The sequence below is a fragment of the Pseudomonas sp. IT-P294 genome (assembly GCF_949767865.1).
GTDB lineage: Bacteria > Pseudomonadota > Gammaproteobacteria > Pseudomonadales > Pseudomonadaceae > Aquipseudomonas.
In genome coordinates this window covers 94,755-121,608 of the sequence record NZ_CATKQW010000055.1, presented here as the reverse complement: position 1 = coordinate 121,608, position 26,854 = coordinate 94,755, and the positions used below count along the sequence as shown (strand labels likewise).

The following is a 26,854-nucleotide window of genomic DNA, read 5'->3' as shown; positions in this document are numbered from 1 at the left end:
AATCCTGAGGCGATGAATATGAACAGTGGTATGTCGCTGGCCGATCACATCACATTGGAGTTACGCGCCGATATTATTGGCGGCCGTTTACTGCCTGGCATGGCGTTGGTGGAGAACGATCTGGTGTCCTCTTACAACGCCTCTCGCAACACGATTCGCGAGGCATTGCATCGCTTGGGGCAGGAAGGCCTGACCCGTTACGTGCGTAACAAGGGCGTTATGGTTCGCAGGCTGGGCGTCGATGACGTGCGGGATTTGTTCAACGTGCGTCGCACCCTCGAGCTGCAAGCCATCAATACCAGTCTGCCGCTGCGCAGCTATCAGTCCGATCGCATGCTCCAGGCCCTGGAAGCCACCGAACTGGCCCGCGAGCGTGAGGACTGGCGCGCCGTCGGCACCCACAGCCTGGCCTTCCATCAACACATTGTCGGTTTGCTGCGCAGTCCGTTGTTCGATGAGTTTTTCACCAACATCGTTGCGCAACTGCGCCTGGTGTTTTGCTCCGCGCCGGATGAGTCACGGTTCCAGGCGCCCTGGCTGGCTCGAGATCGGCAGATCCATGACCTGCTGGCCGAGGGTGAAAAGCTCGCGGCGCAAGAGGCCATGAGCCTTTATCTCGACGATTCCGAACACCTCCTGTTGCAAATGCTTGCTCCTTCCCATCACTGATCGAGGATTCGTGCCATGTACAAAGACTATCCGGCGGCCTATCAAGTCAGCAAAGGCTCGGCCTTGCAGGTGGACACCGCCTTCTACGAACGGATCCGCGATGCGAAGGAAGGGCGCACGTTGATCGAGCAGTTCGAAGTGCCGATCCGTACTGGCCGTGCCTGGAACGTGCCGGCCGGGCACGTGTTTCGGGTGACCACGCCGGTCGGCCCGCAAGTGGGCGACTTCAATGTCTGGAATGCCAACGATCCGCGCGAGCGTCTGTGGGCGGCGCGGACCCGGCAGTTGCAAGGCGCGCACGTCAGCACCCATGACCGGCTCTGGTCGAACCTGCCGTTCTTACGGCCGCTGGTGACGATTACCGACGACAGCCTGGCCGGGTACGGCATCGATGAACATGGCGGTCGTTTGCACGATTTGCTCGGCACGCGCTGCGACCCCTACGTGAATAAAATGCTTACCGGCGAGGACTTCCATCATCACTGCCATTCCAACCTGACTCGCGCCGTGTTGCCCCATGGCTTGACCGAATTTGACGTGCATGACGTGCTGAACATTTTCCAGTGCACGGGCCTGAACCACGACGACATGTACTTCATGAAAGCCTGTCCGGCGCAGAAGGGTGATTACCTGGAGTTCTTTGCCGAGATCGACTTGCTGTGCGCGCTTTCAACCTGCCCGGGCGGTGACCTGTCGCTGGCCATGTGGGGGCCCGATGCGCAGGATCCGCTGAGCGTCTGTCGCCCGCTGGGGGTGGAGATTTATCGGTTGGAGGAATCTTTGCTCGAGGGCTGGAGCCAGCCTGAGCGTGCGGCCTACAAAGGCATGCACGGCTTGCACATCGCCAAGGCAGATTGGGAAAAGTAGCCACGCAAAACCCTGTCGTTCATTAAGAGCGACAGGGTTTTTGTTCAGCGGTCCTGCGCATCCTTGGCGTCCGCTTGTGCGTTTCGTTCCGCGACACGTTTACGTTGCTCTTCGGTCAGATCGACCTTGGTGGCGGTGTCGCGCAACATCATCAAACCGCCAACGATCGAGCCGATTGCAACGACCAGAATCAACCAGGCATACCAGGGCATAGGGCTCTCCTTGAGGGCAGGACAGTGGGCGGATTTCGCCAACCGATCGTGCATACCACTTTGAGCGATGGGCAATCGCAGTGGTTCCATTCTATGCCTGATATGAGTGCAGCCTGTGAGCTGTTTATAGCCCGGTCAGCATGGCGTCCGCTGGCGCATCGGCGCGCAGTTGCGCGGTGAGCATGAAGTACACGAAACCCGCCGCCATGAAACCGAGGAAAATCACCCCGATCAATGCGTTGAACCACGCCATCGCCACCAGGCACACCACGGCCAGGACCAGCGCAATCATCGGCACCAACGGATAGCACGGCGCGCGGAAAGTGCGTTCCAGGTTCGGTTCGGTTTTACGCAACTTGAACAGGCTGAGCATGCTCATGATGTACATCACGATGGCGCCGAACACGGCCATGGTGATCATCGCCGCCGTCAGGGTCATGCCGCCGAGGTTGATCAAGCCGTCGCTGTAGATCGCCGCAATACCAATCACACCGCCGGCGATGATCGCCCGGTGCGGCGTCTGGAAGCGCGAAAGTTTGGCCAGGGACGTCGGCAGGTAACCGGCTCGGGCGAGGGCGAAGAACTGCCGCGAGTAGCCCAGGATGATCCCGTGGAAACTCGCCACCAGGCCGAACAGGCCGATCCAGACCAGCATGTGCAACCAGCCCGAACTGTCGCCGACCACGGTTTTCATGGCTTGTGGCAGCGGGTCGTTGATGTTTGACAGGGTGCGCCAGTCACCGACGCCACCAGCAAAGAACATCACGCCCATCGCCAGTAACACCAAGGTCAGAATACCGCTGATGTAGGCCTTTGGAATCGTGTGCTTGGGGTCCTTGGCTTCTTCGGCGGCCATCGCTGCGCCTTCGATTGCCAGGAAGAACCAGATGGCAAACGGAATCGCCGCGAACATCCCGGCAATTGCCGGCGCCCCGAACATGTCGGAACCGGCCCAGCCATTGAGTGCGAAGTTGCTGAAGCTGAACGCCGGAGCGACCACTCCCATGAACACCAGTAACTCGGCGACGGCCAGTACGCAGACCACCAATTCGAAGGTTGCCGCCAGTTTCACCCCCAGAATGTTCAATCCCATGAACACGATGTAAGCGCCGACCGCTGCGTGTTTTGGGTCGAGGGCCGGGAATTGCACATTAAGGTAAGCACCGATGGCCAAGGCAATCGCCGGCGGCGCGAAGACGAATTCGATCAGGGTCGCCAGCCCGGCTATCAATCCGCCTTTTTCGCCAAAGGCTCGGCGGCTGTAGGCAAAGGGACCGCCCGCGTGAGGAATCGCGGTGGTCAATTCGGTGAAACTGAAGATGAAGCAGGTGTACATCGTCGCGACCATAAACGAGGTCACCAGAAAACCCAGTGTCCCGGCCACGCCCCAGCCGTAACTCCAACCGAAGTATTCACCGGAAATCACCAGCCCGACGGCGATGCCCCACAAGTGCAATGTGCCGAGTGTGGGTTTGAGTTGTGTGTTCATGCGTTTGCTCCCTGAACGGTTTGGAAAGCGTCGGGAGGGAGCGTTTGCAGCGGGCGTGCCAGTATTCAGATAGCAGTCGTAAAGCGCAAAAAGGTGTCGTATCGGGGATTTTCGACGCTGGATGTGCACATTTTTGTGCGCCAGTTGAGGGCAGGGTTGTCAGTTGTGCCGCCATCGCGAGCAAGCTCGCTCCCACAGTGATGTGCGTACACCGTTCACCTGTGGGAGCGAGCTTGCTCGCGATGAGGCCCGCCCAAACAACGCTGTAATGAAGGCATAAACCCACTCTTTACGCTTTCTTTATGCCCAGCCAACCCCCTTGGTCTCGTTCCTTTACAGCCTCCCTGCCGACAATGACTCCACACGCGGCAATACGCCGTAACACGGAGAACTTCCATGAGCGTTCTGGACGGGGTGTCACTGCTATTGGCAGTGGGGCTGTTCATTTATCTGTTGGTTGCGCTGTTGCGCGCGGACCGGAACTAGGAGCGGCTATGCACAGTTATGACTATTGGCTGATCCTCGCCTTCTTCGCCCTGGTGCTGATCCCGGCACCGTTTCTGGGGCGGTTCTACTACAAGGTCATGGAAGGTCAGCGCACTTGGCTGTCGCCCATCCTGGGACCTGTCGAGCGCGGTTGTTATCGGGTGGCCGGCGTCGATCCGCAGGCCGAACAGAGCTGGCAGAAGTACACCTTGGCCTTGCTCGCCTTCAACCTCGCAGGCTTCTTGCTGTTGTTCGTGATCCTGCTGTTCCAGGACCACTTGCCACTGAATCCGCAGAACTTGCCGGGGCAGGAGTGGACACTGGCGTTCAACACCGCCGTCAGCTTCATGACTAACACCAACTGGCAGGCCTACAGCGGTGAAGCGTCGCTGAGCTACCTGAGCCAGATGGTCGGCCTCACCGTGCAGAACTTCGTCAGCGCCGCCACTGGCCTGGCGGTATTGGTCGCGCTGTGTCGCGGGATCGGTCGCAAGTCGACCAAGACCCTGGGTAACTTCTGGGTCGACATGACCCGCGCCACCCTTTATGGCTTGCTGCCGCTGTGCCTGCTGCTGGCGTTGTACCTGGTCTGGCAGGGCGTACCGCAGACCTTCGCGCAGTATGTGAATGCCGTGACGATGCAAGGTGTCGACCAAGTCATCCCGCTCGGCCCGGCCGCCAGCCAGATTGCGATCAAGCAATTGGGCACCAATGGCGGTGGCTTCTTCGGCGTCAACTCGGCGCACCCGTTCGAGAACCCGACGGCGTGGAGCAACCTGTTCGAACTGGCCTCGATCATCCTGATCCCGGTGGCCCTGGTGTTCACCTTCGGTCATTACGTGAAAGACCTGCGTCAGAGCCGCGCGATCATCGCCTGCATGCTGGCGCTGTTCCTGATCGGCGGTGCCACGTCGCTGTGGGCTGAATATCAGCCGAACCCGACCCTGAACAACGTCGCCGTCGAACAGACCGCGCCGCTGGAAGGCAAGGAAGCGCGCTTCGGCACCACCGCCACCGTGCTGTGGTCGGTGACGACCACGGCGGCGTCGAACGGCTCGGTCAACGCCATGCACGACAGCCTCAACCCGCTGACCGGCATGGTCGCGATGGTCAACATGATGGTCGGCGAAGTGATCTTCGGCGGCGTCGGTGCCGGGCTCTACGGCATGTTGCTCAACGTGCTGATCGCCGTGTTTCTCGCCGGCCTGATGATCGGCCGCACCCCGGAATACCTCGGCAAGAAACTCCAGGCCAGGGAAGTGCAACTGCTGGTGGTGACCTTGCTGGTAATGCCAGTCGGCGTGCTGGTGCTGGGCGCGATTGCCGCGAGCCTGCCCGGTCCGGTCGCGGCGGTGAGTAACCCCGGCGCACACGGTTTCAGTCAGTTGCTCTACGCCTACACCTCGGCCAGCGCCAACAACGGCTCGGCGTTCGGCGGCTTTGGTGCCAACACCGCGTTCCACAACCTGATGCTGGGTCTTGGCATGTTGATCGGTCGCTTCGGTTACATCCTCCCGGTACTGGCGTTGGCCGGCAGCCTGGCGATGAAGAAGACCGCGCCAATCGGCCAGAACAGCTTCCCGACCCATGGCCCGCTGTTCGTGACTTTGTTGACCGTGACCATTTTGCTGGTGGGTGGTTTGACCTTCCTGCCCACATTGGCGTTGGGTCCGATTGCTGAACATCTGAGCATGGGATTCTGAGGACTAGATGATGAATATGCCCGTAACCAAAACCGCCACCGTCAAGACGCCGGAACAACCCAAAACCGCGATCTCGGCCCTGTGGCGTCCTGCGCTGGTGCAAGCCTTCGTCAAGCTCGACCCTCGGCAGTTGCAGCGTGCGCCGGTGATGCTGGTGGTCGAACTGACCGCGATCCTGACCACCGTGCTGTGCTTCATTCCCGACAGCGCCGTGCCGACCTTCGTCGCTGCGCAAATCGCGTTGTGGCTGTGGTTCACCGTGCTGTTCGCCAACTTCGCCGAAGCGTTGGCCGAAGGTCGCGGCAAGGCCCGCGCCGACAGCCTCAAGGCTGGCAGTGAAGGCCTGAGCGCCCGCCGCAAAACCAGCAACGGCGTGTTCCAGGTGGTGCCCGCCACCAGCCTGCGCAAAGGCGATGTGGTGCGCGTCGAAGCCGGGGAAATGATTCCGGGTGACGGCGAAGTCATTGAAGGTATTGCCGCCGTCAACGAAGCGGCGATCACAGGCGAATCCGCACCGGTGATTCGCGAATCCGGGGGCGACCGTTCGGCCGTCACCGGCAACACCCGTCTGGTCTCTGACTGGCTGCTGGTGCGCATCACCGCCAACCCGGGCGAGTCGACACTGGACCGCATGATCGCCCTGGTCGAAGGCGCCAAACGGCAGAAAACCCCTAACGAAGTGGCGCTCGACATCCTGCTGATCGGCCTCACGCTAATCTTCCTGCTGGTGGTCGTGACCCTGCAACCGTTCGCCCACTTCGCCAACGGCAGCCTGCCGCTGGTGTTCCTGGTAGCGTTATTGGTCACGCTGATTCCGACCACCATTGGCGGCTTGTTGTCCGCCATCGGTATTGCCGGGATGGACCGTCTGGTGCGCCTGAACGTGATCGCCAAGTCCGGTCGCGCCGTGGAAGCGGCGGGGGACGTGCACGTCCTGCTGCTGGACAAGACCGGCACCATCACCTTCGGTAACCGTCGCTGCACCGCTGTTTATGCCGCGCCCGGCGTGACGGCGAAGGAGCTGGCCGAAGGTGCGTTGTTCGCTTCGCTGGCCGACGACACCGCTGAAGGCAAGTCCATCGTCGAATACCTGCGCGGGATTCACCCGCAACCTGAGCCGTCCGCCGAGGTGTTGACCGCTGTGCCGTTCAGCGCTGAAACCCGCTTGTCCGGCGTCGACTATCAAGGCCGCGTTTACCGCAAAGGCGCGGTGGATTCGCTGCTGGCTTTCGTCGGCCTGAAACGCGCCGATCTGGCACCGGCTCTGTCCCGGGAAATCGACAAGATTGCGCAGAGCGGTGGCACACCGTTGCTGGTCTGCGCCGAGGGCAAACTGCTCGGTGCGATCCACCTCAAGGACGTGGTCAAACCCGGCATTCGCGAGCGTTTCGCCGAGCTGCGCAAACTGGGGATTCGCACGGTCATGGTCACCGGCGACAACCCGCTGACTGCCGCAGCGATTGCCGCCGAAGCGGGCGTCGATGACGTGCTGGCCGAAGCCACGCCGGAGAAAAAACTGGCGCGCATTCGTCATGAACAGAACGACGGTCGCCTGGTCGCCATGTGCGGCGACGGCGCCAACGACGCACCGGCCCTGGCCCAGGCGGACGTGGGCATGGCAATGAACGACGGGACCCAGGCGGCACGCGAGGCGGCGAACATGGTCGACCTCGACAGCGATCCGACCAAGCTGCTGGACGTGGTGCAGATCGGCAAGGAATTGCTGGTGACCCGCGGTGCGCTGACGACCTTTTCCATCGCCAACGACGTGGCCAAATACTTCGCGATCCTGCCGGCGCTGTTCGCCTCGATCTACCCGCAACTGGGCGTGTTGAACGTCATGCATCTGACCAGTCCGCAGAGCGCGATCCTGTCGGCCATTGTGTTCAACGCCTTGATCATTGTGGTCCTGATTCCACTGGCGCTGCGTGGCGTGCGGGTGCAGGCGGCAAGTGCGGCGGCGCTGTTGCGACGCAATCTGCTGATCTATGGCCTGGGCGGGATTCTGGTGCCGTTCGTGGGCATCAAGGCTATCGACATGCTGTTGACGGCGTTGCATCTGGTTTGACCCCGAATGGCGGTGTGTCAGACGCGCCGCCTTCGCGAGCAAGCCCGCTCCCACAGGGGAATGCATTTCAAATGTGGGAGCGGGCTTGCTCGCGAAGGACTCGACACGGTCCACCAGAATGAACGCGGCACTTGTTTTTTTGAATTCGAGGAGTTTGAAATGTCCACAATGATACGTCCGGCCTTGAGCCTGCTGGTCCTGATGACCCTGATTACCGGCGTCGCCTACCCATTGGTCGTCACCGGTGTCGCCCAGATCGCCTTCCCGGATCAGGCCAATGGCAGCCTGGTGCGCGACGCCGACGGCAAAGTCCGCGGCTCGTCACTGATCGCCCAGGATTTTGTCGGTGACGCCTGGTTCCATCCACGGCCATCGGCCGGTGCCTTTGCCACGGTGTCGAGCAGCGCGAGCAACCTTTCGCCGAGCAACCCGGCCCTGGCCACTCGGGTGATCGACGATGCCAATAAACTGCTGGTACCAGGCCAGGGTCCGGTGCCATTGGCAATGCTGACCACCTCCGGCAGCGGCCTCGATCCCCACTTGCCTCCGGCGGCGATTGCCTATCAACTGGCGCGTGTCGCGGCGGCGCGTAATCTTCCAGTGACGACGCTTCAGCAATTGCTGGATGCGCACATCGAGCAGCCGCTCGTTGGTCCGCCCGTGGTGAATGTGTTGGCGTTGAACATGGCGCTGGAAAAACTGTAAATCTGTGGTGCCGCCAATCGCGGGCAAGTCCGCTCCCACAGGAGGTGATGGTGGATACAAGATGTGTGACCACCCTGGACTCCCTGTGGGAGCGGGCTTGCCCGCGAAGAGGCCCCGACAGTCGCTGCATCAACATCAGAATGAGAGAGAGCTTCAAGCATGAGTGACTCCGGCCGCGCCGATGCGTTGTTAGCAGATCTGCCCCGCGATGGTCGTGGCCGGCTCAAGGTTTTCCTTGGCGCCGCGCCCGGCGTTGGCAAGACCTACGCCATGCTGCAAGCGGCCCATGCGCAGATGCGCCAGGGCGTAAAAGTCATCGCCGGTGTGGTCGAGACCCACGGTCGCGCCGAGACTGAGGCGCTGCTTGGCGGTTTGCCGCAACAGCCCTTGGTACGCTCGGAATACCGTGGCGTGATGCTCGAAGAAATGGACCTCGACGGACTGCTCGCGGCCAAGCCGAAACTGGTGCTGGTGGACGAACTGGCCCACACCAATGCTCCCGGCAGCCGTCACACCAAACGCTGGCAAGACATTCAGGAACTGCTTGCCGCCGGCATCGACGTGTTCACCACGGTCAACGTCCAGCACCTGGAAAGCCTCAACGATCAAGTGCGCGGCATCACCGGCGTGCAGGTTCGTGAAACCCTGCCGGACTGGGTGCTGCAGGAAGCCTACGAACTGCTGCTGATCGACCTGCCGCCGCGCGAACTGCTCGAGCGTTTGCGCGACGGTAAAGTCTATGTGCCGGAGCAGGCGCGGGCGGCCATCGATGCCTTCTTCACCCAGACCAACCTCACCGCCCTGCGCGAACTGGCAATGCAAACCGCCGCCGCCCAGGTCGACGATGACCTGGCCCAGGGTTATCGCCAACTCGGTCAGGACGCGCCGGCGGTGCGCGGTCGCTTGTTGGTGGGCGTCGATGGCGATGCCCAGGCCGAGCGCCTGGTCCGTCACGCCAGCCGCGTGGCCCAGCGTCGACACCTGCCGTGGAGCCTGGTGCATGTCGACAACGGCAGCGTGCGTGACGAGCAATCGCGCTTGCGCCTGCAAAGTGCCCAGCAGTTGGCCGAGCGCCTGGGCGGCGAAGTGGTGTTGCTGCGCGCCGGCGAGGTCGCCAAGACGCTGATCCAGCACGCCGCCGAACGCCGCGCCAGTCTGGTGCTGGTTGGCCAGTCCCGCCCGCGTCTGCGTCGTCGCTTGTTCGGCGGCGGGTTGGCGTCACGCTTGCTGCGCGATGCGCGCGGGCTGGAAATCAACGTTCTCGACAGCGATCACGAACCGCATCAGCCGCGTCAGCGTTCGTCGCAGTCGCTGGTGTGGTTCGACTACGCGCTGGCGGTGGTGGCGACGGTGTTGGCCAGTGGATTGGCCTGGGCCGTGGCGAGTGTCTTGCCGTTGCCAAACATCTCGCTGGTGTTCCTCGCCGCGGTGTTGCTGGTCGCTGTGCGCAGCAGTCTCGGTCCGGCACTGGCCTGTGCGGCGCTGTCGTTTCTGACCTACGACTTCTTGTTCATCCCGCCGAATTTTTCCTTCCGCATCCAGCGCGAAGAAGATGTGCTGACCTTGCTGTTCTTCCTGCTGATGGCGGCCCTCACCGGTAACCTGGCGGCGCGCCAGCGGAGGCAATTGCAGGCGCTGCGCGACACCCAGGAAGAGACCACCGAACTGCTCGACCTGTCGCGCAAACTGACCGCCGCCACCGACCGCCAGGCGGTGGTCAGCGCTGCTGCCCAGCACCTGAATGGCTGGAGCGATCTGAAATTATGCCTGCTCAATCGGGACGGCCAGGGCGGCTGGAAAGTCGAAACCGGTGGCCCGCTGGAGTTTTCCGAAGCCGAACGCGCCGCCGCCGATTGGGCCTGGCAACATGACCAACCGGCGGGAGCAGGCACCGGCACGCTGCCGTTCGGGCGTTGGTGGTGGTGGCCGCTGTCGGTGGAAGACGGGCCGCTGGCGCTGCTCGGCGTGTGCGCCAACGAGGGCCAGACCCTGAGCGGGCAGCGGCGGCGCTTGTTGACCGCGTTGAGTCAGCCGCTGGCTCAGGCGCTGGCCCGCGCACAATTGGCTGAAGACCTGGAAGCGGCGCGACTGCACGGCGAAACCGAACAGCTGCGCAGTGCACTGCTGGCGTCGGTGTCCCACGATTTACGCACGCCGCTGACCTCCATGCGCGGCAGCATCGACAGCCTGCTGGCCCTCGGCGAAGCGATTCCGCTGGAGGATCGCCGCGAACTGCTCGAAGGCACCCGCGATGAGGCTGAACGTCTTGATCGCTACATTCAAAATCTGCTGGACATGACTCGCCTCGGCCACGGCGCCCTGAAGCTGGCGCGGGACTGGGTGTCGCCGGCCGACATTGTCGGCAGTTCACTCAATCGCCTGCGTGCGGTGTTGGCGCCGTTGCAGGTCAGCACCGAAGTGCCCCACGAATTGCCGCTGCTCTTTGTGCACGCCGCACTCATTGAGCAGGCGTTGGTCAACGTACTGGAAAACGCTGCGCGATTTTCCCCGGCCCATGGGCGTGTGCAATTACGCGCCGGGGTCGATGACAACGAGCTGTTTTTTTCGGTGAGCGATGAAGGGCCGGGGATTCCGCAAGAGGAGCGGGCCAAGATTTTCGACATGTTTTACACCGCCGCCCGCGGTGATCGGGGCGGGCAGGGCACCGGGCTGGGGCTGGCGATTTGTCAGGGGATGGTCGGAGCGCATGGCGGGCGCATCAGCGTTGCCGATGGCATCGAAGGGCGAGGCACTTGCATCACGCTGCACTTACCGTTGCAGGATCAGCCAGACGCTGAAATTGAGCGTTGAAAGTGAAGCCTGATACCCTTTGGACATCTTTATGCTGCGATGCGAAACCATGAGCCAGACCGCGACCATTTTGGTCATCGACGACGAACCGCAGATCCGCAAATTCCTGCGCATCAGCCTCGCTTCCCAGGGCTACAAGGTCCTGGAGGCCGGCACCGGCAGCGAAGGCCTGGCGCAGGCGGCGTTGAACAAACCCGACTTGTTGGTGCTCGACCTCGGCCTGCCGGACATGGACGGCCAGCAAGTACTGCGTGAGTTTCGCGAATGGTCGACGGTGCCGGTGCTGGTCCTCTCTGTGCGCGCCAGCGAAGGGCAGAAAGTCCAGGCACTGGATGGCGGTGCCAACGATTACGTGACCAAACCGTTTGGCATCCAGGAGTTTCTCGCCCGGGTGCGCGCCTTGTTGCGTCAGGCCCCAGTCGGCGAGGCTCAGCAGGCGGCGCTGACGTTTGGCCCGTTGACGGTGGACCTGGCGTATCGCCGGGTGCTGCTCGACGGCAGCGAGGTCGCGTTGACCCGCAAGGAATACGCGGTGCTGGCGCAACTGGCGCGGCATCCTGGACGGGTGATTACGCAGCAGCAATTGCTGAAGGATATCTGGGGGCCGACCCATACCGACGACAGCCATTATTTGCGGATTGTGGTGGGTCATTTGCGGCAGAAACTGGCGGATGATCCGACCCAGCCGCGGTTTATTGTGACCGAAGCCGGGGTTGGGTACCGGTTGCTTGATACATGATCGTTCCCACGCTCTGCGTGGGAATGCAGCCCGGGACGCTCCGCGTCCCAGAAGCGGACGCAGAGCGTCCCATTGAGGCATTCCCACGCAGAGCATGGGAACGATCATCAAACCTCAGGAATCGCGCTCGTTCTCATACCGGTCCAGCGTGTCCCGCGCAATTTCGCGCCCCAGCGCGATCAGCTCCGGCGCCTTGTAAAACTCGAAAAACCGGCACACTCGCTTCGGCACGTTGATCAGGATGTCCGGTGGATACCCGGCAATCTTGTACTGGGCCAACGACGTCTGCATTACCTCGAAACTCTGGTTGATCAGGTCCAGCAAGGACGCCGGTCCGACGTTGTCGATGATGAACGAGCCTGTGGCAGACTTCGGCGCGCCGTCGCGTTCCGGGGCGGCGGCCGGTTGTTGGGCTTCGGGTTCGGCGGATTCGATCCAGGGGTTGATCTCGGCCGCTTCTGCCATCAACGCTTCCTTTTCCAGTAGCAGCAATTGTTCTGCCTGTTTACGCCGGAACGGTAATTTTGACCCCAGGGAATTGATCAAGCTGTCGAAGCGGGTCTTGAACGCGGCGGGGCGCTGGATCACCGGCAGTTGATAGTGGCGCTGGTTGGTGGAGTTGAGGTTGACGGCGATGATCAGGTCGCAATGGCTCGACACCACGGGCACGATCGGCAAAGGGTTGAGGATGCCACCGTCAACCAGCATCCGGTTACCTTGCATCACTGGCGTAAACAGGCTGGGAATCGCCGCCGAGGCGCGCATGGCCTGGTGCAGGCAGCCTTCCTGGAACCAGATTTCCTGCTGGTTGGTCAGATCGGTGGCCACCGCCGTGTAGGGGATGCGCAGGTCCTCGATGTTGATTTCACCGACGATCTTGCGGATCTGCCCGAAGACCTTTTCCCCGCGAATCGCCCCTAGACGAAAACTGACGTCCACCAGGCGCAGGACGTCTAGGTAGTCCAGGCTCTCGATCCAGTTGCGATAATCGTCGAGTTTGCCGGCGGCGTAGATTCCTCCGACCACCGCGCCCATCGAACAACCGGCGATGCAGGCGATGTCATAACCCCGCCGTTCGATCTCTTCGATGACCCCGATATGGGCATAACCCCGTGCTCCACCCGAGCCCAGTACCAGCGCGACACGCTTTTTCATGAATCGCCCTCGTCTGACAAGGTTCAACAATGCACCCATCAAGGGGCGCGCTTCAATCGCCAAGGTCGCTCGATCGGCCGAGGGTGTCGTTTTTTCGACACTGCTGGGCGGCACATGGGTATTCTCACGAGCGCTATAGTTTCCCGAGGCGATCAAAGGCACTTTTCACGCGCCGGACCGTCTTACCTGCACGACTGTTCCCCTGACATGAGGTGTTATTGATGAAAGCCTGGATATGTGTGCCCTTGATCGCTCTGGCGCTGGCCGGTTGCGCGGGCAAAACGGCGTACCGCGATACCTGCGGTAGTCAGATCGATGCCGCCTGGCATGAGCTGGACCTGGCCAAGGCTGAAGGTTTTGCAGGGACTGTCAGTTACTCCAAAGCCTTGTCGCTGCTGACCGGTGCCAAGACCCAGCAGCAGTTTGAAGCCTATGAAGGCTGCGCCAGCAAAGCCGAGAAGGCTCGTTTCTACATTCGCGAGTCGCGCGCCGGTCGTTGAGGCATGATGTAGGCGTCAGCGTCCATTCGATTTCAAGGAGCTAGCGATGTCCGCGATGGTTGACCGATTGGTTGCACAGGTTCTGGGGCTGGAGGTTCGCTTGCTGGCCTGTCAGGCGCGCTTGAGTGCCCGTACCGACCCCGAAGCATTGCACGACCTGCGCACCACGGTTCGCCGTCTACGCAGCCTGTTGCGGCCGTTGGGCGGTCTTCCTGGCGTCGAGCAGGTGGAAGCGGCAGCGTCCCGCGTGGGCGAGCTGACCACGCCGTTGCGTGATCGCGAAGTGCTGGCGGCGTACCTGCTCCAGCACGATCAACCCGAGGCCGCGCAACGGCGCATGGTGCAGATGGCGGAGGCCTACCCGGCGGTGGCGGGCAGTCCCGAGTTGGCGCATTTGTTGATGATCCTTGACGCGTTTCCGCGTTTTTTGCGGGCTTCACAGCGCCAGGGCTTACTCAAGAGTTTGCGCAAACGCATCGAAAAGCGCCTGGCCAAGCAGTGGAAAAAGCTCGACGTCGCACTGCACGATCCCGCGCACGACCGCCATCGCCTGCGACTTCTGATCAAACGCGTGCGCTATGGCATCGAAGCTTATCCCGAGCTTGATCGCCTGCCGAAGGCGGCGTTGCCGCGTCTGAAGTCGGCGCAGGGGGCATTGGGAGATTGGCATGATTGCTTCCAATGGCTGGCCAGGGCCGAACAGGAAGCCGATTTGCGGCCCTGCGTCGCGGCCTGGAAAACCACCATGACCAACGCCGAAGAGCGTGCCGACCGCGTCCTCGACAAACTCAGCGCTACTTGCTTCAAATCCTGAAACCACCTCATTACCCTGTGGGAGCAAGCAGGCTTGCTCCCACAGGAGGGCACGGCCTATCTGTCAGTCAATTTGGCCAGAACAGGCGCTGTGCCGGTCCCGCTGGGTGGTTAAGATCCCATCTTCTTTTTCCACTCTTTGAGGTCCCCATGCGTTTTTCCGATCTGCTCGACGCTGTCCGCAGTCAGCCGCTGGAACTGTCTATTCCGGCCGAATGGGCGCAGGGCCGTGCCAGTTTCGGAGGCCTTGTAGCCGCGTTGCAATACGAAGCCATGCGCGCAAAGGTCCCGGCGGACCGGCCCGTGCGTTCGCTGGCGATCACCTTTGTCGGCCCGGTCGAACCCGAAGTGCCGGTCAGTTTTGAAGTCGACGTGTTGCGCGAGGGCAAAGCCGTCAGCCAGGTGCTCGGTCGTGCGATGCAAAAGGGCCAGGTGGTGACGTTGATCCAGGGCAGCTTCGGTGCCTCGCGTCCTTCCGAAGTCACGGTCGCGGCTGAGCCCGCGCCTGAAATGAAGCACTGGGACGAGTGTCAGGAGCTGCCGTACATCAAGGGCGTGACCCCGGAATTCATGCGGCATCTGGCGATGCGTTGGGCTGTGGGCGGCATGCCGTTCACCGGCAACAAGTCCCGCGAGATGGGCGGTTGGGTGCGCTTGCGTGGGGACGTGAAGGAAGAGGCGGTCAGCGAGTCGCATATCCTGGCATTGGTAGACGCCTGGCCACCGGCGCTGTTGCCGCACCTGAACAAACCCGCGATGGGCAGCACGCTGACTTGGACCATCGAATTTGTCCAGCCGTTGCTGGCGTTGAGCACGCTGGACTGGTGCAAGTACCAGGTTGAAACCGAGTATGCCGTCGACGGCTACGGTCACGCGGCGGCGAAGCTGTGGAGCGCGGACGGTCAGTTGATCGCCATGAGCCGGCAGACGGTAACGATATTCGCCTGATCAGTGGCGACGGTGGCGCTCACGCCAGGCGCGCCACCAGCCACCGCTCAGGAAGAACCGTGGAAAGGTCAGGAACTGCTCGACCAGCAAACGCGATATCGCATCTTTGCGATCACTGAACGGCTCGGAGGCTTGCGCCTCCAGGCTGTGGCCGTGACGTTGCAAACCCAGCGCGGCGAGCAGACCGATGACGCCAACGGCGATGTTGACGAAGCTCAGACTGAACACGCCGGAAACAATCAGCAGAAAGGCCACGATGAACAGCGGCACGGCAATCAGGTGCAGGACCAGGTTGGTCGGGTGCTGGTGATTGCCGGGGTACGCGCGCCATTGCCAGGCGGGAAGGTTGGGGTGACGTTTGCCCATGATGCTGATCCTCGATCCATGTTGAACACATGATTTAAGAATAGGCGGGGCGGTGGCGGGCGGCGAATCGAGGTTGGCTATCGGTGTGATAGGGGGCATGGTCGAGATTGATGTTGACTGAGCTGATGCCTTCGCGGGCAAGCCCGCTCCTACCCGTGATCTTGTGCACAACACACATTCACTGTGGGAGCGAGCTTGCTCGCGATGAGGACTTCAAAGTTTGAGCTGCCCGATAGCCTTGCTCAGTTCCCCCGCCAACGCCGCCAACTCATTGCTGGTGGTCGCCGAATCCACGGTCTGCTGCACCGTGTTTTCGGTCACATCGCGAATACTCACCACCGCCCGATTCATCTCTTCCGCGACCTGACTTTGCTGCTCGGCCGCCACGGCAATCTGCGTATTGCTTTCGCGCATCTGCGCCACTGCGCTGGTGATTTGCCCCAACGCTACACCGGCTTCCTGAGCCTGCTGGACGCAATCGTCGGCCTTGAGCGAGCTTTCCTGCATGAAGTCCACAGCGTCCCGCGTCCCGGCTTGCAATGCAGAAACCATCAGCGTGATTTCATCGGTGGAAGTCTGCACACGCTTGGCCAGGTTACGCACTTCATCGGCGACAACGGCAAAGCCACGCCCCATTTCACCGGCCCGGGCGGCCTCAATCGCGGCATTGAGCGCCAGCAGATTGGTCTGCTCGGCAATGCTGTGAATCACGCTGACCACGCCGTTGATTTTCTGGCTGTCCTCGGCGAGTCGCTGGATCATCTCGGCGGTCTGTTGCACCCCGCTGGACAACCCGGCAATCGATTTCTGCACCCGACTGACCACTTCCTGGCCACTACCGGCCAAGGTGTCAGCGCTCTGCGAGAGGTCGCGGGTGGCGCCAGCGTGCTGGGCGATATGGTAAACGGTGGCGGTCATTTCATTGATCGCCGTGGCGGCCTGATCGGTTTCGCTTTGCTGGCCGAGCATGCCGTGGCGCACCTCGTTCATGCTCGACGCCAGTCGTGCGGCACCGACATCCAGTTGCCGGGCGGTGCTGGCGACGGTGTTGACCACGCGCTGGTAACCGGCCTGCATCGCGTTGAACGCGTTGGCCATCTGCCCGACTTCATCCTTGCCCGCCAGCGGCACGCGCGCCGACAGGTCGCCGGTTTTCTCGACGTGGAGCATGACGTCTTTCAAGGTATTGAGCTGGCTGAGCAGGAAGCGGATCAGCAGCTGCGAAGCGCCAAGCATGGCCAGCATCAGGATGAACACCGCCGCCGCGTAGTTGGAAAAGCGTTCGGCAAACACCTGGCTCAGGCTCGGGCCATAGGCAATCACCGCGACGTGCTGGCCGTCATTGCGGGTAAATACCTCGGCACCGCTCAACGGGTTGTCACCCAGCAGCGGCATTGAATTGATTTCGACCCAGCCATTGGCATCGGCCAGCTCCGGCAGCGGTTGTCCGTTCAGCAACGGCGCCTGGTTGCGACTGAAGGTCAGCAGATGATCGGCCTTGGGCAGCGGTTGCCCCGCAGGCCACGCATTGAGCAAGCGCGCCTGAGCCTGGGCCGACGCTTGAGCGGCATGGCTGCGCGCCTGTTGTTCGAGCTGTACGGCGTACAGCACCAGCAGGAGGGTGGTGAAGAAGGCGACCGCATTGACCGCCCAGAATTTGTATTTCAGCGAGATATTGCTAAGCCAGGCACCCATGGAGGTCTTCTCTGATAGCGGAAACAGCATTGGCAAGGTGCCAGCATTGTGCCGCTATGCAGGGATTCAGAACTTGATGTGGATCAAGGGTCACCACCAATCAAAATGTGGGAGCGAGCCTGCTCGCGATAGCGGTGTATCAGTCGATATCAGCATTGACTGTTTCACCGCTATCGCGAGCAGGCTCGCTCCCACAGGGATTTGCGGTTACTGGGGGATTGAGGGCAGGCCGTAGAACGCCCGTGCGCAGGCAGTCGTGTGAGCGGCCAGGTCCTCCTCCGTTTCCCCACGATGCAACGCCACCTCGCGCAGCACTTCGGTCAGGTATGCCGGTTCATTGCGACCGTTCTTTGGCTTGGGGCGCAAGCTGCGCGGCAGCAAATACGGCGCATCGCTCTCGAGCATCAGGCGCCCGCGCTTGATCTCCTTCACCAATGGATGCAGGTGAGTGCCGCGGCGTTCGTCGCAGATCCAGCCAGTGATGCCGATGTGCAAATCCAGGTCCAGGTAACTGAACAGCGCTTTCTTTTCGCCGGTAAAGCAATGCACCACCGCTGCCGGCAATTGATCACGGTAATCACGCAGCATTTCCAGCAAGCGCTGACTGGCATCGCGCTCGTGGAGGAACACGGGCAATTGCAAATCAACCGCCATCGCCAGGTGTTCTTCGAGGACCTTTTCCTGCTGCGGGCGAGGTGAGAAATCGCGATTGAAATCCAGCCCGCATTCACCCACGGCGACCATGTTGGCCTCCTTGAGCAAACTGCGCAGACGCTGAGCGCTGTCGGCATTCCAGTCGCTGGCCGAATGGGGGTGAATACCCGCGGTGGCAAACAGCCGTTGCGCGGTTTCATCCAGTTGCCGGCACAGTTCCAGCGCCTGTTCACTGCCCTCGACACTGGTGCCGGTCAGTACCAATTGGCAGACCCCGGCGGCATACGCGCGATCGAGTACGGCCTGGTGCTTGTCGTCGAAACTGGGGTTGGTCAGGTTGACGCCGATATCGATGAGTTGCATGGTGCTACCTCGGACCAAAGGCCGGAAAGCATATCAGAGCTGTAGATTTATAAGAAAAGCCAAGAACTACAACGGGTTAAAGCTGTCTGTTGATGCCGCGAGGCCGTCGTGATGGTCAATATGCCATCACTGTGCCAGTCTTTCGCGTCTTGCCAGCGCTCAAAGCGCTCTGTTTCTGTCGTTCGTTTTCAAGAAATTTCTTGAGATCGGCCCAGTATTCTTTCCGGAGAGTGGATGACACGTCCCTCGATTCTGCTGTTGCTGTGCTGTTCGTTGCTGCTGCCGTTGCCGGCGGTTGCACGCCTGGCTGGGCCGTTGCAAGCCGTGCCGGCGGCCAAGGTTCGCGACCTGGCAGACATCCGCAGCAGCCGGGTATTACGCGTGCTGGTCAACCAGAGCCGCAACAGCTCCGGCGAAGTCCAGGGACAAGCCATCGGCGTCGAATATCACCGCTTGCGTGCGTTCGAGCAATACCTCAATAGTCACGCCCGTGACGGTCAGGAAATCACCCTCAAAATAATCCCCAAGTCCAAGGATCAACTGCTCGGCGCGTTGCAGCGTGGGGAAGGGGATCTGGTCGCGCCGGGAGAGCTGCTCGATTTGCAACCGGGCCATGCTGTCAGCAGCAGCGAGCCGATTGCCAGCAACATCCCGTTGGTACTGGTAGGCATCAAGGGTGAGCGCCGCTACACACGGGTCGAACAACTCTCGGGGAAAACCCTGGCATTGCCCACAGGCAGTGCGGCGGGGGACGTGGTCAGTCAGATCAATTCAAAGCTTGCGCTGCACAAACTGGCACCGGTGAAAGTCGAATGGGTCGATCCCAGTCTTGCCGTCGAGGATGTGCTGGAGATGGTCCAGGGCGGGATCTTTCACCTGACGATCGTCGAGCAACCCATAGCCGAACGCTGGGGCAAGATCCTGCCCAAACTGCGAGTGGACAAACAGGTGTCGATCAGTGCCCCCGGCGAAGAGTTCTGGTTTGTCCGCCGCGACGCCTCGATGCTTCGTGCGAGCATCGACCGATTCCTGACCACCTACAAAAAACCGTCGGACCAGGACGCAGCGTTCCTGCGAATCTATCGACGCCTGTATCAAGTGCACTATCCATTGGCCAAGGCTGATCGACAGCGCCTGGAAAAACTTCGCCCGGTGCTGCAAAAGCACGCAGACGCTCAAGGCATGGACTGGCTGAACCTCGCGGCGCTGGCCTTCAAGGAATCGGCGCTGCAACCCGGCACCCGCAGCGGCGGCGGTCCCACCGGGCTGATGCAGATCACTCCGACCGCGGCCCAGCGCGTGGGTGTCAATAACATTCAGGACCTGGACGCCAATGTGCAGGCGGGGGCCAAATACCTGGCGATGATTCGCCGCAAGTTCTTCGCCAGTCCCAAACTCAATGAGCGCGAGCGCATGGCATTTGTGCTGGCGGCCTACAACATAGGGCCCGAAAGGGTCCAGGGCATGCGCGCCGAGGCCCGGCGCCGCGGTTTGAATCCCAATCAGTGGTTCTTCCAGGTCGAACGAATTGCCATGGAGCAGGTGGGAATGGGTCCCGTCAGCTATGTTAATAGCGTGAACAAGTATTTCCTGGCGTTCGATCGTGAGCGGGAGTCGTTGGAGCCCCAGGGGCAGAAACTTGCCTTACGGAAATGATCGACTAAATTGATTGTTATGTCGCAATTATTGCGCTTTTAACATTACATTTATTGATTAATATAGCGGCCAACCACACACACTCACAATGAATGGATGACACAGCATGAGCTCACTGATCAACAAGGTAATGTTCACCCGCGCCAGCTACGGCCTGACCGTCTTGCGCGTCTTCGTCGGCATTATCTTCGCCGCTCACGGTTCACAAAAACTGTTTGGCATGTTCGGTGGCTACGGCATTGCCGGTACCGCGCAATACATGGAAAGCCTTGGCCTGGCACCGGGTCATCTGATGGCGATTCTGTCGGGTGGCACCGAGTTCTTCGGCGGCCTGGCACTGATCATCGGTCTGCTGGTACGTCCGGCAGCGCTGGGGCTGACCTTCCTCTCGCTGGTCGCCATTTTCACCGTGCACATCAGCCACGGTCTGTTCATGTCCAACAACGGTTATGAGTTCGCCCTGGCGCTGCTCGGCGGCAGCATCGCCGTACTGATCGAAGGCGCCGGCAAGCTGTCGGTGGACCGCGCCATCGCTGGCTGACCGCTCTGCCTCAACGAAAAGGCCCGCATTGCGCGGGCCTTTTTTGTTGCGCGTCATTCTTGACACTGTCCGGTCAGCTTCTCTAGGATGCTGCTTATGCGCCGATTTAAACAGCTACTTGCGGGGCGCCAGGTGACTCATCCAGTTGCCGATAGAAGCCTGGAACAGGCTTCGAAATACCGCTAAAGCGCTGGTTCGGTGTTGCCTCTCACCTGCCATGCAGACTTTTGAGGCAGAGATACGACACGATGAATGCACTAAGCCCCGTTGTACGCCCCGCGCCGATTACGGCACACCTTACCCAGCGCAATCCAAAAATCCTGCTTGGCGGTAATCATCAGCCGACACTGTTGCGTTATCTCGATGGCTGGCCACGTCGCACCGGCGGACCTGCCGCGTTTCTGATCCAGTTTGTCGAGGACGGTGAATCACTGGCTCGTTTCGCCAACGACAGTTTTGATCTGGCGGTGATTCAATCGCCCTGCGCCGAGGATGCCTTTGAGGTGATCCAGCAACTGACACGCGTTGCTCGACAAGGTCTGATTACCCGCCGCTAAGCGTCGGGGCGCAGCGACTCACAGGTACTCGATCGCCACGATATACACGCATTGCTCACCGGTCGGTGTCTGGACCCGAACTTCGGCGTCCAGCGCCTTGCCGATCAAGGCGCGTGCCAGCGGCGAGTCGATGCTGATCAAGCCCAGTTTGAGGTCCAGTTCGTCGGGGCCGACGATGCGGTAGCGCGACTCTTTGCCGTCTTCGTCTTCGATGGTCACCCAGGCGCCGAAGTAGACCTTGTTCGGATCGCTGGGCTTCTCGCTGACCACCTTCAACGCTTCAAGCCGCTTGGTGAGAAAGCGCACGCGACTGTCAATTTCGCGCAGCATTTTTTTGCCATAGGTGTATTCAGCGTTCTCGGAGCGATCGCCTTGTGCAGCAGCCTCGCTGACCGATTGCGTGACCTGAGGCCGCCGTACATGCCAGAGTTCATGAAACTCGGCGCGCATCCGCGCTTCACCTTCGGGGGTGATCAGCGCGGTGCCGGCGGTGCGGGGAGGGCGATAACGGCTCATGGCACATTCTTTTGATTGAGAGTGTTTGAGTCTATCAACCCTCGCGCAAGACTGTCAGGGGGCTGGCATTCAGTGCACGACGTGTGCCGAATACGCCAGCACCGCCGATCAGTACCGCACCGATCAGCGGCAGCACCAATAACCACGGATGCGGGTGCCACGGCAGGTCGAAGGCGTAACGGTAAAGCACCAGGCTCACCAGTTCCGATCCCAAGGCCGCCAGCAAACCGCTGACCGCACCCAACAGGCCGAATTCGATCCGCCGCGCCTTGACCAGTAATTGTCGTTCGGCCCCCAATGCTCTGAGCAGTGCGCCTTGACGAATGCGCTCATCGAGCGTCGCCTGCAAGCCGGAGAACAGCACCGCCATCCCCGCCGCCAATACAAACAACAGCACATACTCCACCGCCAGGGTGACCTGGGCGAGGATGCTGCGCAGTTGTTCCAGCAGGGCCTCGACTTGCAGGATGGTCACCGCCGGGAAGCTGCGCGACAGGTCGACAATCTGCTGATCGTGACCCGCCGCCAGATAGAAGCTGGTCAGGTAAGTCGCAGGCAAGTCCTTCAAGGTGCCGGGCTGGAAGATCATGAAGAAGTTGGGTTGGAAGTTGTCCCAGTTGATGTCCCGCAGGCTGGTGACCTTCGCTTCGCGATTGACCCCGCCGACACTGAACACCAGGTGATCGCCGAGCTTGAGCTTCAGGCTTTCGGCGACTTTGCCTTCCACCGACACGCCGGGAATCTCATCGGCAGGCTGTTCGCTCCACCAGTTGCCTGCGGTCAGTTTGTTGCCGGCCGGCAGGTCTGCCGCCCAGGTCAGGCTCAGGTCGCGCTGGATCGCCCGGTCTCCGGCTGAATCCTTGCTGACGATTTGCTGCACCGGTTCGCCATTGATGCTGATCAGGCGTCCCGGCACCACCGGGTACATTGGCGCCGATTGGGCTGAAAGCTGGATCAGGCGATCGGTGAAGGCTTGTTTGTCGGCAGGCAGAATATTCAGTGCGAAATAATTCGGCGCGTTTTTCGGCAATTGGTTTTGCCAGGTGTCCAGCAGTTCACCGCGCAACAATGCAATCAATGTCATCGACAACAGGATCAAGCCGAAGGCCAGGGCTTGTCCGGCGGCTGCCAGCGGATGACGCAGCAACTGGCCCAGCCCCAGGCGCCAAGGCAGTGAAGCGCGCGCCAGCATCCGACGCAGGCTTTGGAGCAGTAGAAGTAGCAGGCCACCGAGCAGCAGCGCGGCAATCACGCCACCTCCGAGCAGGGCGAAAGTCAGCAGCAGATCAAGGCTCAAGCGCCACATGATCAGGCCGAGGGCACCCAGCGCTGCGCCGTAGACCATCCAGGTGCTTGAAGGAATCGGCAGCATGTCTCGACGCAACACGCGCAATGGTGGTACCCGACCAAGCGCCGCCAGCGGTGGCAGGGCGAAACCGGCTAACGCGACCAACCCGGTGCCGATCCCGGCAATGGCCGGAAACAGACCGCCCGGTGGTACGTCGGTCGGCAACAGGTCATGCAGCAACGCAAACAGTCCAAGCTGGGCCAGCCAGCCGAGGAGGGCGCCGCTGACGCTGGCGAGCAGACCGAGTACCGTCAGCTGCAAACTGAACAACACCATGGTGTCCCGTCGCGATAAACCCAGACAACGCAGCAGTGCGCTGGCATCGAATCGGCGTGTGGCAAAGCGCGTCGCCGACAGCGCCACGGCCACACCGGACAGCAGCACCGCGACCAGACTGGCCATGTTCAAGTAACGCTCGGCCTTGCCCAAGGCGCCGCCGATCTGCCGGTTGCCGTCGCGGGCATCCTGAATGCGCTGGTTGGCGGCCAGTCCGGGTTTGATCAGTTGACGATACGTTTCCAGCGCCTCGGGTGTGCCGCGCCAGAGTTCGCGGTAACTGACCCGACTTCCGGGTTGCACCACGCCGGTGGCGGCAAGGTCGCTGAGGTTGATCAGCACTCGAGGTGTGAGGCTGTAGAAATTGCCCGCGCGGTCGGGCTCGTAAGTGAGGACGCGCGTCAGTTTCAGGGTCCGCATGCCGACATCGATGCTGTCACCGATCTTCAAGTTCAGCGCCGTCAGCAGACGCCCTTCGACCCAGGCTTCACCGGGTTTTGGTCCGCCGCCGGATTCTTCCGGGGCAAACGGGGCCGGGGCACTTTTCAGTTCGCCACGCAGCGGATAAATGTCGTCGGCCGCCTTGATGCTGGACAGCTGAATGCCGCTGTCAGTGGCGATGACGCTGGAGAACTCCACCACTTGAGCGTGCTCAAGTCCCAGTTCCATGCCACTTTTGAGCTGTTCGGGGCGAGCGGGAGAACTGCCCTCAAGCAGCAAGTCCGCGCCCAGGAATTCGGTGGCGCGCAACATCATGGCGCCATTCAGGCGGGCGCCAAAGTAACCGATGGCGGTGCTCGCCGCCACGGCGACCACCAAGGCAAAGAACAATACGCGCAACTCCCCGGCGCGGGCATCACGCAGGAGTTGGCGGATGGCAAGACTGAACAGGCGCAGTAGCGGCAGGCGTGCCATCAAGGCTCCAGAGGGGCGACCAGCAGGCCGGCTTCAAGGCGAATCATACGTCGGCAGCGATGTGCCAGGCGTTCGTCGTGGGTCACCAGCACCAGGGTCGTGCCGCGCTCCTGGTTGAGTTCGAATAACAAATCGCTGATGCGCTCGCCGGTGTGGCTGTCGAGGTTGCCGGTGGGTTCATCGGCGAACAGCACATCGGGCTCGGCGGCAAACGCACGGGCAATTGCCACGCGTTGCTGTTCGCCCCCGGAGAGCTGGCGCGGTGAATGGGTCAGGCGTTGCCCCAGGCCAACTCGTTGCAACAGCTCGGTGGCGCGCTCACGGGCGTCTTTGCGGCCGTCGAGTTCGAGCGGCAGCATGACGTTTTCCAGCGCATTGAGACTGTCCAGCAACTGAAATGACTGGAACACAAAACCAACGTGCTCGGCGCGGATGCGCGCACGCTGGTCCTCATCGAGATTGCTCAGGCCTTGCCCGGCGAGGGTGACTTCGCCGCTGCTCGGCAGGTCGAGGCCGGCGAGCAGGCCAAGCAGGGTCGATTTGCCGGAACCGGAGGCGCCAACGATGGCCAGGCTGTCGCCCTTGTTCAGTTCCAGACTGAGTTCGTGCAGGATAGTCAGTTCACCTTCCGCGCTGGGAACCACTTTGCTGAGGTTCTTCGCGGTGAGAATGCTTGCGCCCATGGAGAATCCGATGCGTGTGTGGTTTTTGAGTGCTGGCCTGGCCTTGATGTGCATGGCCCAGAACGCAGCGGCGGGTACTGTCCTGATCGTTGGCGATAGTATCAGCGCCGGTTTCGGACTGGATACCCGCTTGGGGTGGGTCTCGTTGCTCGAGCAACGGCTCAAGCGCGAAGGTTTCGACGATAAAGTGATCAATGCCTCCATCAGCGGCGACACCAGTGCCGGAGGCCAGGCGCGCCTGCCTGCGCTGCTTGCAGAGCATAAACCGGAGCTGGTAATCCTTGAGTTGGGCGGCAACGACGGGCTGCGCGGAATGCCCCCGGCTAATTTGCAACAAAACCTTGCATCGATGATCGACAGCTCCAAAGCGAGCGGTGCGAAGGTGTTGCTGCTGGGCATGCAGTTGCCACCCAACTATGGCAAGCGCTATACCGACGCGTTTGCCGAGGTCTACGGCAAACTGGCCGAGGAAAAAAAGATCCCGCTGGTGCCCTTTTTTCTCGACGGTGTGGGCGGTCATCCAGACCTGATGCAGGCCGACGGATTGCACCCGGCTGCCGGGGCTCAGGACAAGTTGCTGGAAAATGTCTGGCCTACACTGAAACCGCTGCTTTGACGCTTTTCTAGCGGCGGTGTTTCGGCTAAGGTGGCGCCCCCGATTTGGAGCCCCCGATGCCGCGTCCCGCCTGGTCCCTTTTTGCCTACCAACTGATCGAGCCTGACGAACAGCTGGATCTGTTCGCCTGCCAGGAAGTACGGGTACATCTGGTGACCCGTCAGCTGGAACTGGGCGGCTCGGCTGATCGAACCTTGTGCGGCAGCCTGCTGCCCGCGCAACCGCGCTGGTCGAGTGTTGACCGGCGCGTGTTCCAGGACCAGCGCCTGTGCTCGCTGTGCCGGGCCATCCTGGAGTCGCAAAAACGCGGCACCTCGCCAATCTGGCCTGAGTTGCGGTTCGAGCTGTAAAGCATCAAAGATAGCGTGCTATCGGCCAACTCCCCGAAGTTCCGGATGCCGGTGTACAATCCCGTTTTTATACCCTTGTCGATCATGCGAAGGACTTTCCGGATGTTGCCGCGTTTTCCTGCCGTCACCCGCTGCCTGTCTCTTGCCGCCCTTTGCGTGGCGGGTCCGGTAGCCGCATTGGAGCTGCCCCTGCCACCACCTGGTGAAGACATCATCGGTCAGGTGCAGGTCATCAAGGCCAAGTACGAAGACACCTTCGCCGACCTTGGCACCACCTACGACCTGGGCTATCTGGAAATGGTCGCGGCCAACCCGGGCGTCGATCCGTGGTTGCCGGGCGCTGGCACTGAAGTCATCCTGCCAACGCGCTTCATCCTGCCGCCGGGCCCGCGTGAAGGCATCGTCATCAACCTGGCTGAATACCGCCTCTACTACTACCCAAAAGGCCGGAACGTGGTGTACACCTTCCCGCTGGGTATCGGTCGTGAAGGCTGGGGCTCGCCGATCGCCCACACCAGCATCATCGCCAAAACGCCGAACCCGACCTGGACGCCTCCAGCCTCGATCAAGGCCGAACACGCTGCTGACGGTGATCCGCTGCCAAACGTGGTGCCGGCCGGTCCGGACAACCCGTTGGGGCCGTTCAAGTTCACCCTGGGCACACCGGGCTACCTGATCCACGGCTCGAACAAGAAGTTCGGCATCGGCATGCGCACCAGCCACGGCTGCTTCCGCATGTTCAACAACAACGTGCTGGAGATGGCCGGCATGGTGCCGGTGGGTACGTCGGTCCGTATTCTCAATGATCCGTACAAGTTCGGCGTCAGCGGTGGCAAGGTTTACCTTGAGGCGCACACGCCGCTGGACGACAAGGGCAACCCGTCGGTGGTCGACAAGCACACCGCCGTGATCAACGCGATGCTCAAGCGCGAAGACATCACCAACAACTTGCGCATGAACTGGGACGTGGTGCGTGATGTGGTGGCCGCTGAAGATGGCCTGCCGGTGGAGATCGCCGTGCCGAACACTTCGGCGCCGCTGGTGACGAGCGCGCCGCTCGACCCGCTGCAGTAAGGCTTGCACAGAACCCGCCGATGCAGGCTGCGTCGGCGGGTTTTTTATGGCCGGTGCAAAACCACAGGCAATAAAAAAG

The 26,854-nt window shown here is 61.3% G+C and carries 26 protein-coding genes; 17 read left to right on the top strand and 9 right to left on the bottom strand.

What is annotated here, in order from left to right:
- Positions 1-18 precede the first annotated feature (18 nt).
- Complete coding sequence (locus ACM6I0_RS25015; protein WP_414923540.1) at positions 19-669, top strand: GntR family transcriptional regulator; 651 nt, start codon at positions 19-21, stop codon at positions 667-669.
- A gap of 15 nt (positions 670-684) precedes the next feature.
- Entirely contained in the window at positions 685-1,536 is an 852-nt protein-coding gene (locus ACM6I0_RS25010; RefSeq protein ID WP_285430523.1) for an urea carboxylase-associated family protein, read from the top strand.
- A gap of 44 nt (positions 1,537-1,580) precedes the next feature.
- Here ACM6I0_RS25010 and ACM6I0_RS25005 read toward each other — a convergent pair whose 3' ends face one another.
- Together ACM6I0_RS25005 and eat are read right to left on the bottom strand one after the other, a co-directional pair.
- Entirely contained in the window at positions 1,581-1,748 is a 168-nt protein-coding gene (locus tag ACM6I0_RS25005) for a DUF2897 family protein (protein WP_090186501.1), read from the bottom strand.
- A 124-nt stretch (positions 1,749-1,872) separates the two neighbouring features.
- The gene (eat, locus tag ACM6I0_RS25000; RefSeq protein ID WP_414923539.1) at positions 1,873-3,237 is read right to left on the bottom strand and encodes an ethanolamine permease; all 1,365 of its coding nucleotides are present in this window, start codon (positions 3,235-3,237) and stop codon (positions 1,873-1,875) included.
- Between the two features lie 396 nt (positions 3,238-3,633).
- On the opposite strand from eat, the gene kdpF reads away from it, so the two are divergent.
- From kdpF to ACM6I0_RS24970, 6 genes are all read left to right on the top strand, one after another.
- Positions 3,634-3,723, top strand: a complete 90-nt coding sequence (kdpF, locus tag ACM6I0_RS24995; RefSeq protein ID WP_007899818.1) for a K(+)-transporting ATPase subunit F — start codon at positions 3,634-3,636, stop codon at positions 3,721-3,723.
- Positions 3,724-3,731: 8 nt separating this feature from the next.
- Entirely contained in the window at positions 3,732-5,426 is a 1,695-nt protein-coding gene (gene kdpA / locus ACM6I0_RS24990; protein ID WP_414923538.1) for a potassium-transporting ATPase subunit KdpA, read from the top strand.
- 10 nt (positions 5,427-5,436) lie between these two features.
- Positions 5,437-7,494 (top strand): potassium-transporting ATPase subunit KdpB, encoded by a 2,058-nt coding sequence (kdpB, locus tag ACM6I0_RS24985; RefSeq protein WP_414923537.1) that lies wholly within the window; start codon positions 5,437-5,439, stop codon positions 7,492-7,494.
- Positions 7,495-7,653: 159 nt separating this feature from the next.
- Positions 7,654-8,199: a potassium-transporting ATPase subunit KdpC gene (gene kdpC / locus ACM6I0_RS24980; protein WP_414923536.1), complete on the top strand. Its 546-nt coding sequence runs from the start codon at positions 7,654-7,656 to the stop codon at positions 8,197-8,199.
- Between the two features lie 159 nt (positions 8,200-8,358).
- The gene (locus tag ACM6I0_RS24975) at positions 8,359-11,010 is read left to right on the top strand and encodes a DUF4118 domain-containing protein (RefSeq protein ID WP_414923535.1); all 2,652 of its coding nucleotides are present in this window, start codon (positions 8,359-8,361) and stop codon (positions 11,008-11,010) included.
- A 49-nt stretch (positions 11,011-11,059) separates the two neighbouring features.
- Positions 11,060-11,749 (top strand): response regulator, encoded by a 690-nt coding sequence (locus ACM6I0_RS24970; RefSeq protein WP_414923620.1) that lies wholly within the window; start codon positions 11,060-11,062, stop codon positions 11,747-11,749.
- Between the two features lie 114 nt (positions 11,750-11,863).
- Here ACM6I0_RS24970 and ACM6I0_RS24965 read toward each other — a convergent pair whose 3' ends face one another.
- Positions 11,864-12,904, bottom strand: coding sequence for a patatin-like phospholipase family protein (locus tag ACM6I0_RS24965; protein ID WP_259152413.1), 1,041 nt, complete (start codon positions 12,902-12,904; stop codon positions 11,864-11,866).
- Between the two features lie 221 nt (positions 12,905-13,125).
- Here ACM6I0_RS24965 and ACM6I0_RS24960 point away from each other — a divergent pair, with 221 nt between their 5' ends.
- From ACM6I0_RS24960 to ACM6I0_RS24950, 3 genes are all read left to right on the top strand, one after another.
- The gene (locus ACM6I0_RS24960) at positions 13,126-13,404 is read left to right on the top strand and encodes a hypothetical protein (RefSeq protein WP_090186485.1); all 279 of its coding nucleotides are present in this window, start codon (positions 13,126-13,128) and stop codon (positions 13,402-13,404) included.
- 46 nt (positions 13,405-13,450) lie between these two features.
- Positions 13,451-14,218, top strand: coding sequence for a CHAD domain-containing protein (locus ACM6I0_RS24955; protein ID WP_285430529.1), 768 nt, complete (start codon positions 13,451-13,453; stop codon positions 14,216-14,218).
- Between the two features lie 149 nt (positions 14,219-14,367).
- Positions 14,368-15,165, top strand: a complete 798-nt coding sequence (locus tag ACM6I0_RS24950) for an acyl-CoA thioesterase (protein WP_414923534.1) — start codon at positions 14,368-14,370, stop codon at positions 15,163-15,165.
- Here the strand turns inward: ACM6I0_RS24950 and ACM6I0_RS24945 are convergent, their stop codons facing one another.
- The 3 genes from ACM6I0_RS24945 to ACM6I0_RS24935 all read right to left on the bottom strand — a co-directional run bounded on the left by ACM6I0_RS24945 (position 15,166) and on the right by ACM6I0_RS24935 (position 18,243).
- On the bottom strand, positions 15,166-15,531 hold the full coding sequence (locus ACM6I0_RS24945) for a terminase (protein WP_285430531.1): 366 nt from the start codon (positions 15,529-15,531) through the stop codon (positions 15,166-15,168).
- A gap of 213 nt (positions 15,532-15,744) precedes the next feature.
- Positions 15,745-17,226, bottom strand: a complete 1,482-nt coding sequence (locus ACM6I0_RS24940) for a methyl-accepting chemotaxis protein (protein WP_414923533.1) — start codon at positions 17,224-17,226, stop codon at positions 15,745-15,747.
- A 207-nt stretch (positions 17,227-17,433) separates the two neighbouring features.
- Positions 17,434-18,243 (bottom strand): TatD family hydrolase, encoded by an 810-nt coding sequence (locus ACM6I0_RS24935; protein ID WP_285430533.1) that lies wholly within the window; start codon positions 18,241-18,243, stop codon positions 17,434-17,436.
- Positions 18,244-18,477: 234 nt separating this feature from the next.
- Here ACM6I0_RS24935 and ACM6I0_RS24930 point away from each other — a divergent pair, with 234 nt between their 5' ends.
- From ACM6I0_RS24930 to ACM6I0_RS24920, 3 genes are all read left to right on the top strand, one after another.
- Positions 18,478-19,899: a transglycosylase SLT domain-containing protein gene (locus tag ACM6I0_RS24930; protein ID WP_285430534.1), complete on the top strand. Its 1,422-nt coding sequence runs from the start codon at positions 18,478-18,480 to the stop codon at positions 19,897-19,899.
- Positions 19,900-20,005: 106 nt separating this feature from the next.
- On the top strand, positions 20,006-20,440 hold the full coding sequence (locus ACM6I0_RS24925) for a DoxX family protein (protein ID WP_285430535.1): 435 nt from the start codon (positions 20,006-20,008) through the stop codon (positions 20,438-20,440).
- Positions 20,441-20,688: 248 nt separating this feature from the next.
- On the top strand, positions 20,689-20,997 hold the full coding sequence (locus ACM6I0_RS24920; RefSeq protein ID WP_285430536.1) for a class I SAM-dependent methyltransferase: 309 nt from the start codon (positions 20,689-20,691) through the stop codon (positions 20,995-20,997).
- A gap of 18 nt (positions 20,998-21,015) precedes the next feature.
- Here ACM6I0_RS24920 and greB read toward each other — a convergent pair whose 3' ends face one another.
- The 3 genes from greB to ACM6I0_RS24905 are packed head-to-tail and all read right to left on the bottom strand — an operon-like array spanning position 21,016 to position 24,735.
- Positions 21,016-21,513, bottom strand: a complete 498-nt coding sequence (gene greB, locus ACM6I0_RS24915) for a transcription elongation factor GreB (protein ID WP_033057207.1) — start codon at positions 21,511-21,513, stop codon at positions 21,016-21,018.
- 34 nt (positions 21,514-21,547) lie between these two features.
- A complete protein-coding gene (locus tag ACM6I0_RS24910; RefSeq protein WP_414923532.1) occupies positions 21,548-24,052 on the bottom strand; it encodes an ABC transporter permease in 2,505 nt (834 codons plus the stop codon).
- Positions 24,052-24,735: an ABC transporter ATP-binding protein gene (locus tag ACM6I0_RS24905; protein ID WP_285430538.1), complete on the bottom strand. Its 684-nt coding sequence runs from the start codon at positions 24,733-24,735 to the stop codon at positions 24,052-24,054. Before ACM6I0_RS24905 ends, ACM6I0_RS24910 begins: the two co-directional genes overlap by 1 nt.
- 10 nt (positions 24,736-24,745) lie before the next feature.
- On the opposite strand from ACM6I0_RS24905, the gene ACM6I0_RS24900 reads away from it, so the two are divergent.
- From ACM6I0_RS24900 to ACM6I0_RS24890, 3 genes are all read left to right on the top strand, one after another.
- The gene (locus ACM6I0_RS24900) at positions 24,746-25,351 is read left to right on the top strand and encodes an arylesterase (protein ID WP_414923531.1); all 606 of its coding nucleotides are present in this window, start codon (positions 24,746-24,748) and stop codon (positions 25,349-25,351) included.
- A 56-nt stretch (positions 25,352-25,407) separates the two neighbouring features.
- On the top strand, positions 25,408-25,701 hold the full coding sequence (locus ACM6I0_RS24895) for a hypothetical protein (protein WP_003226812.1): 294 nt from the start codon (positions 25,408-25,410) through the stop codon (positions 25,699-25,701).
- A 102-nt stretch (positions 25,702-25,803) separates the two neighbouring features.
- Positions 25,804-26,775, top strand: a complete 972-nt coding sequence (locus ACM6I0_RS24890; RefSeq protein WP_285430539.1) for a L,D-transpeptidase family protein — start codon at positions 25,804-25,806, stop codon at positions 26,773-26,775.
- The last annotated feature ends 79 nt before the right edge of the window (positions 26,776-26,854 follow it).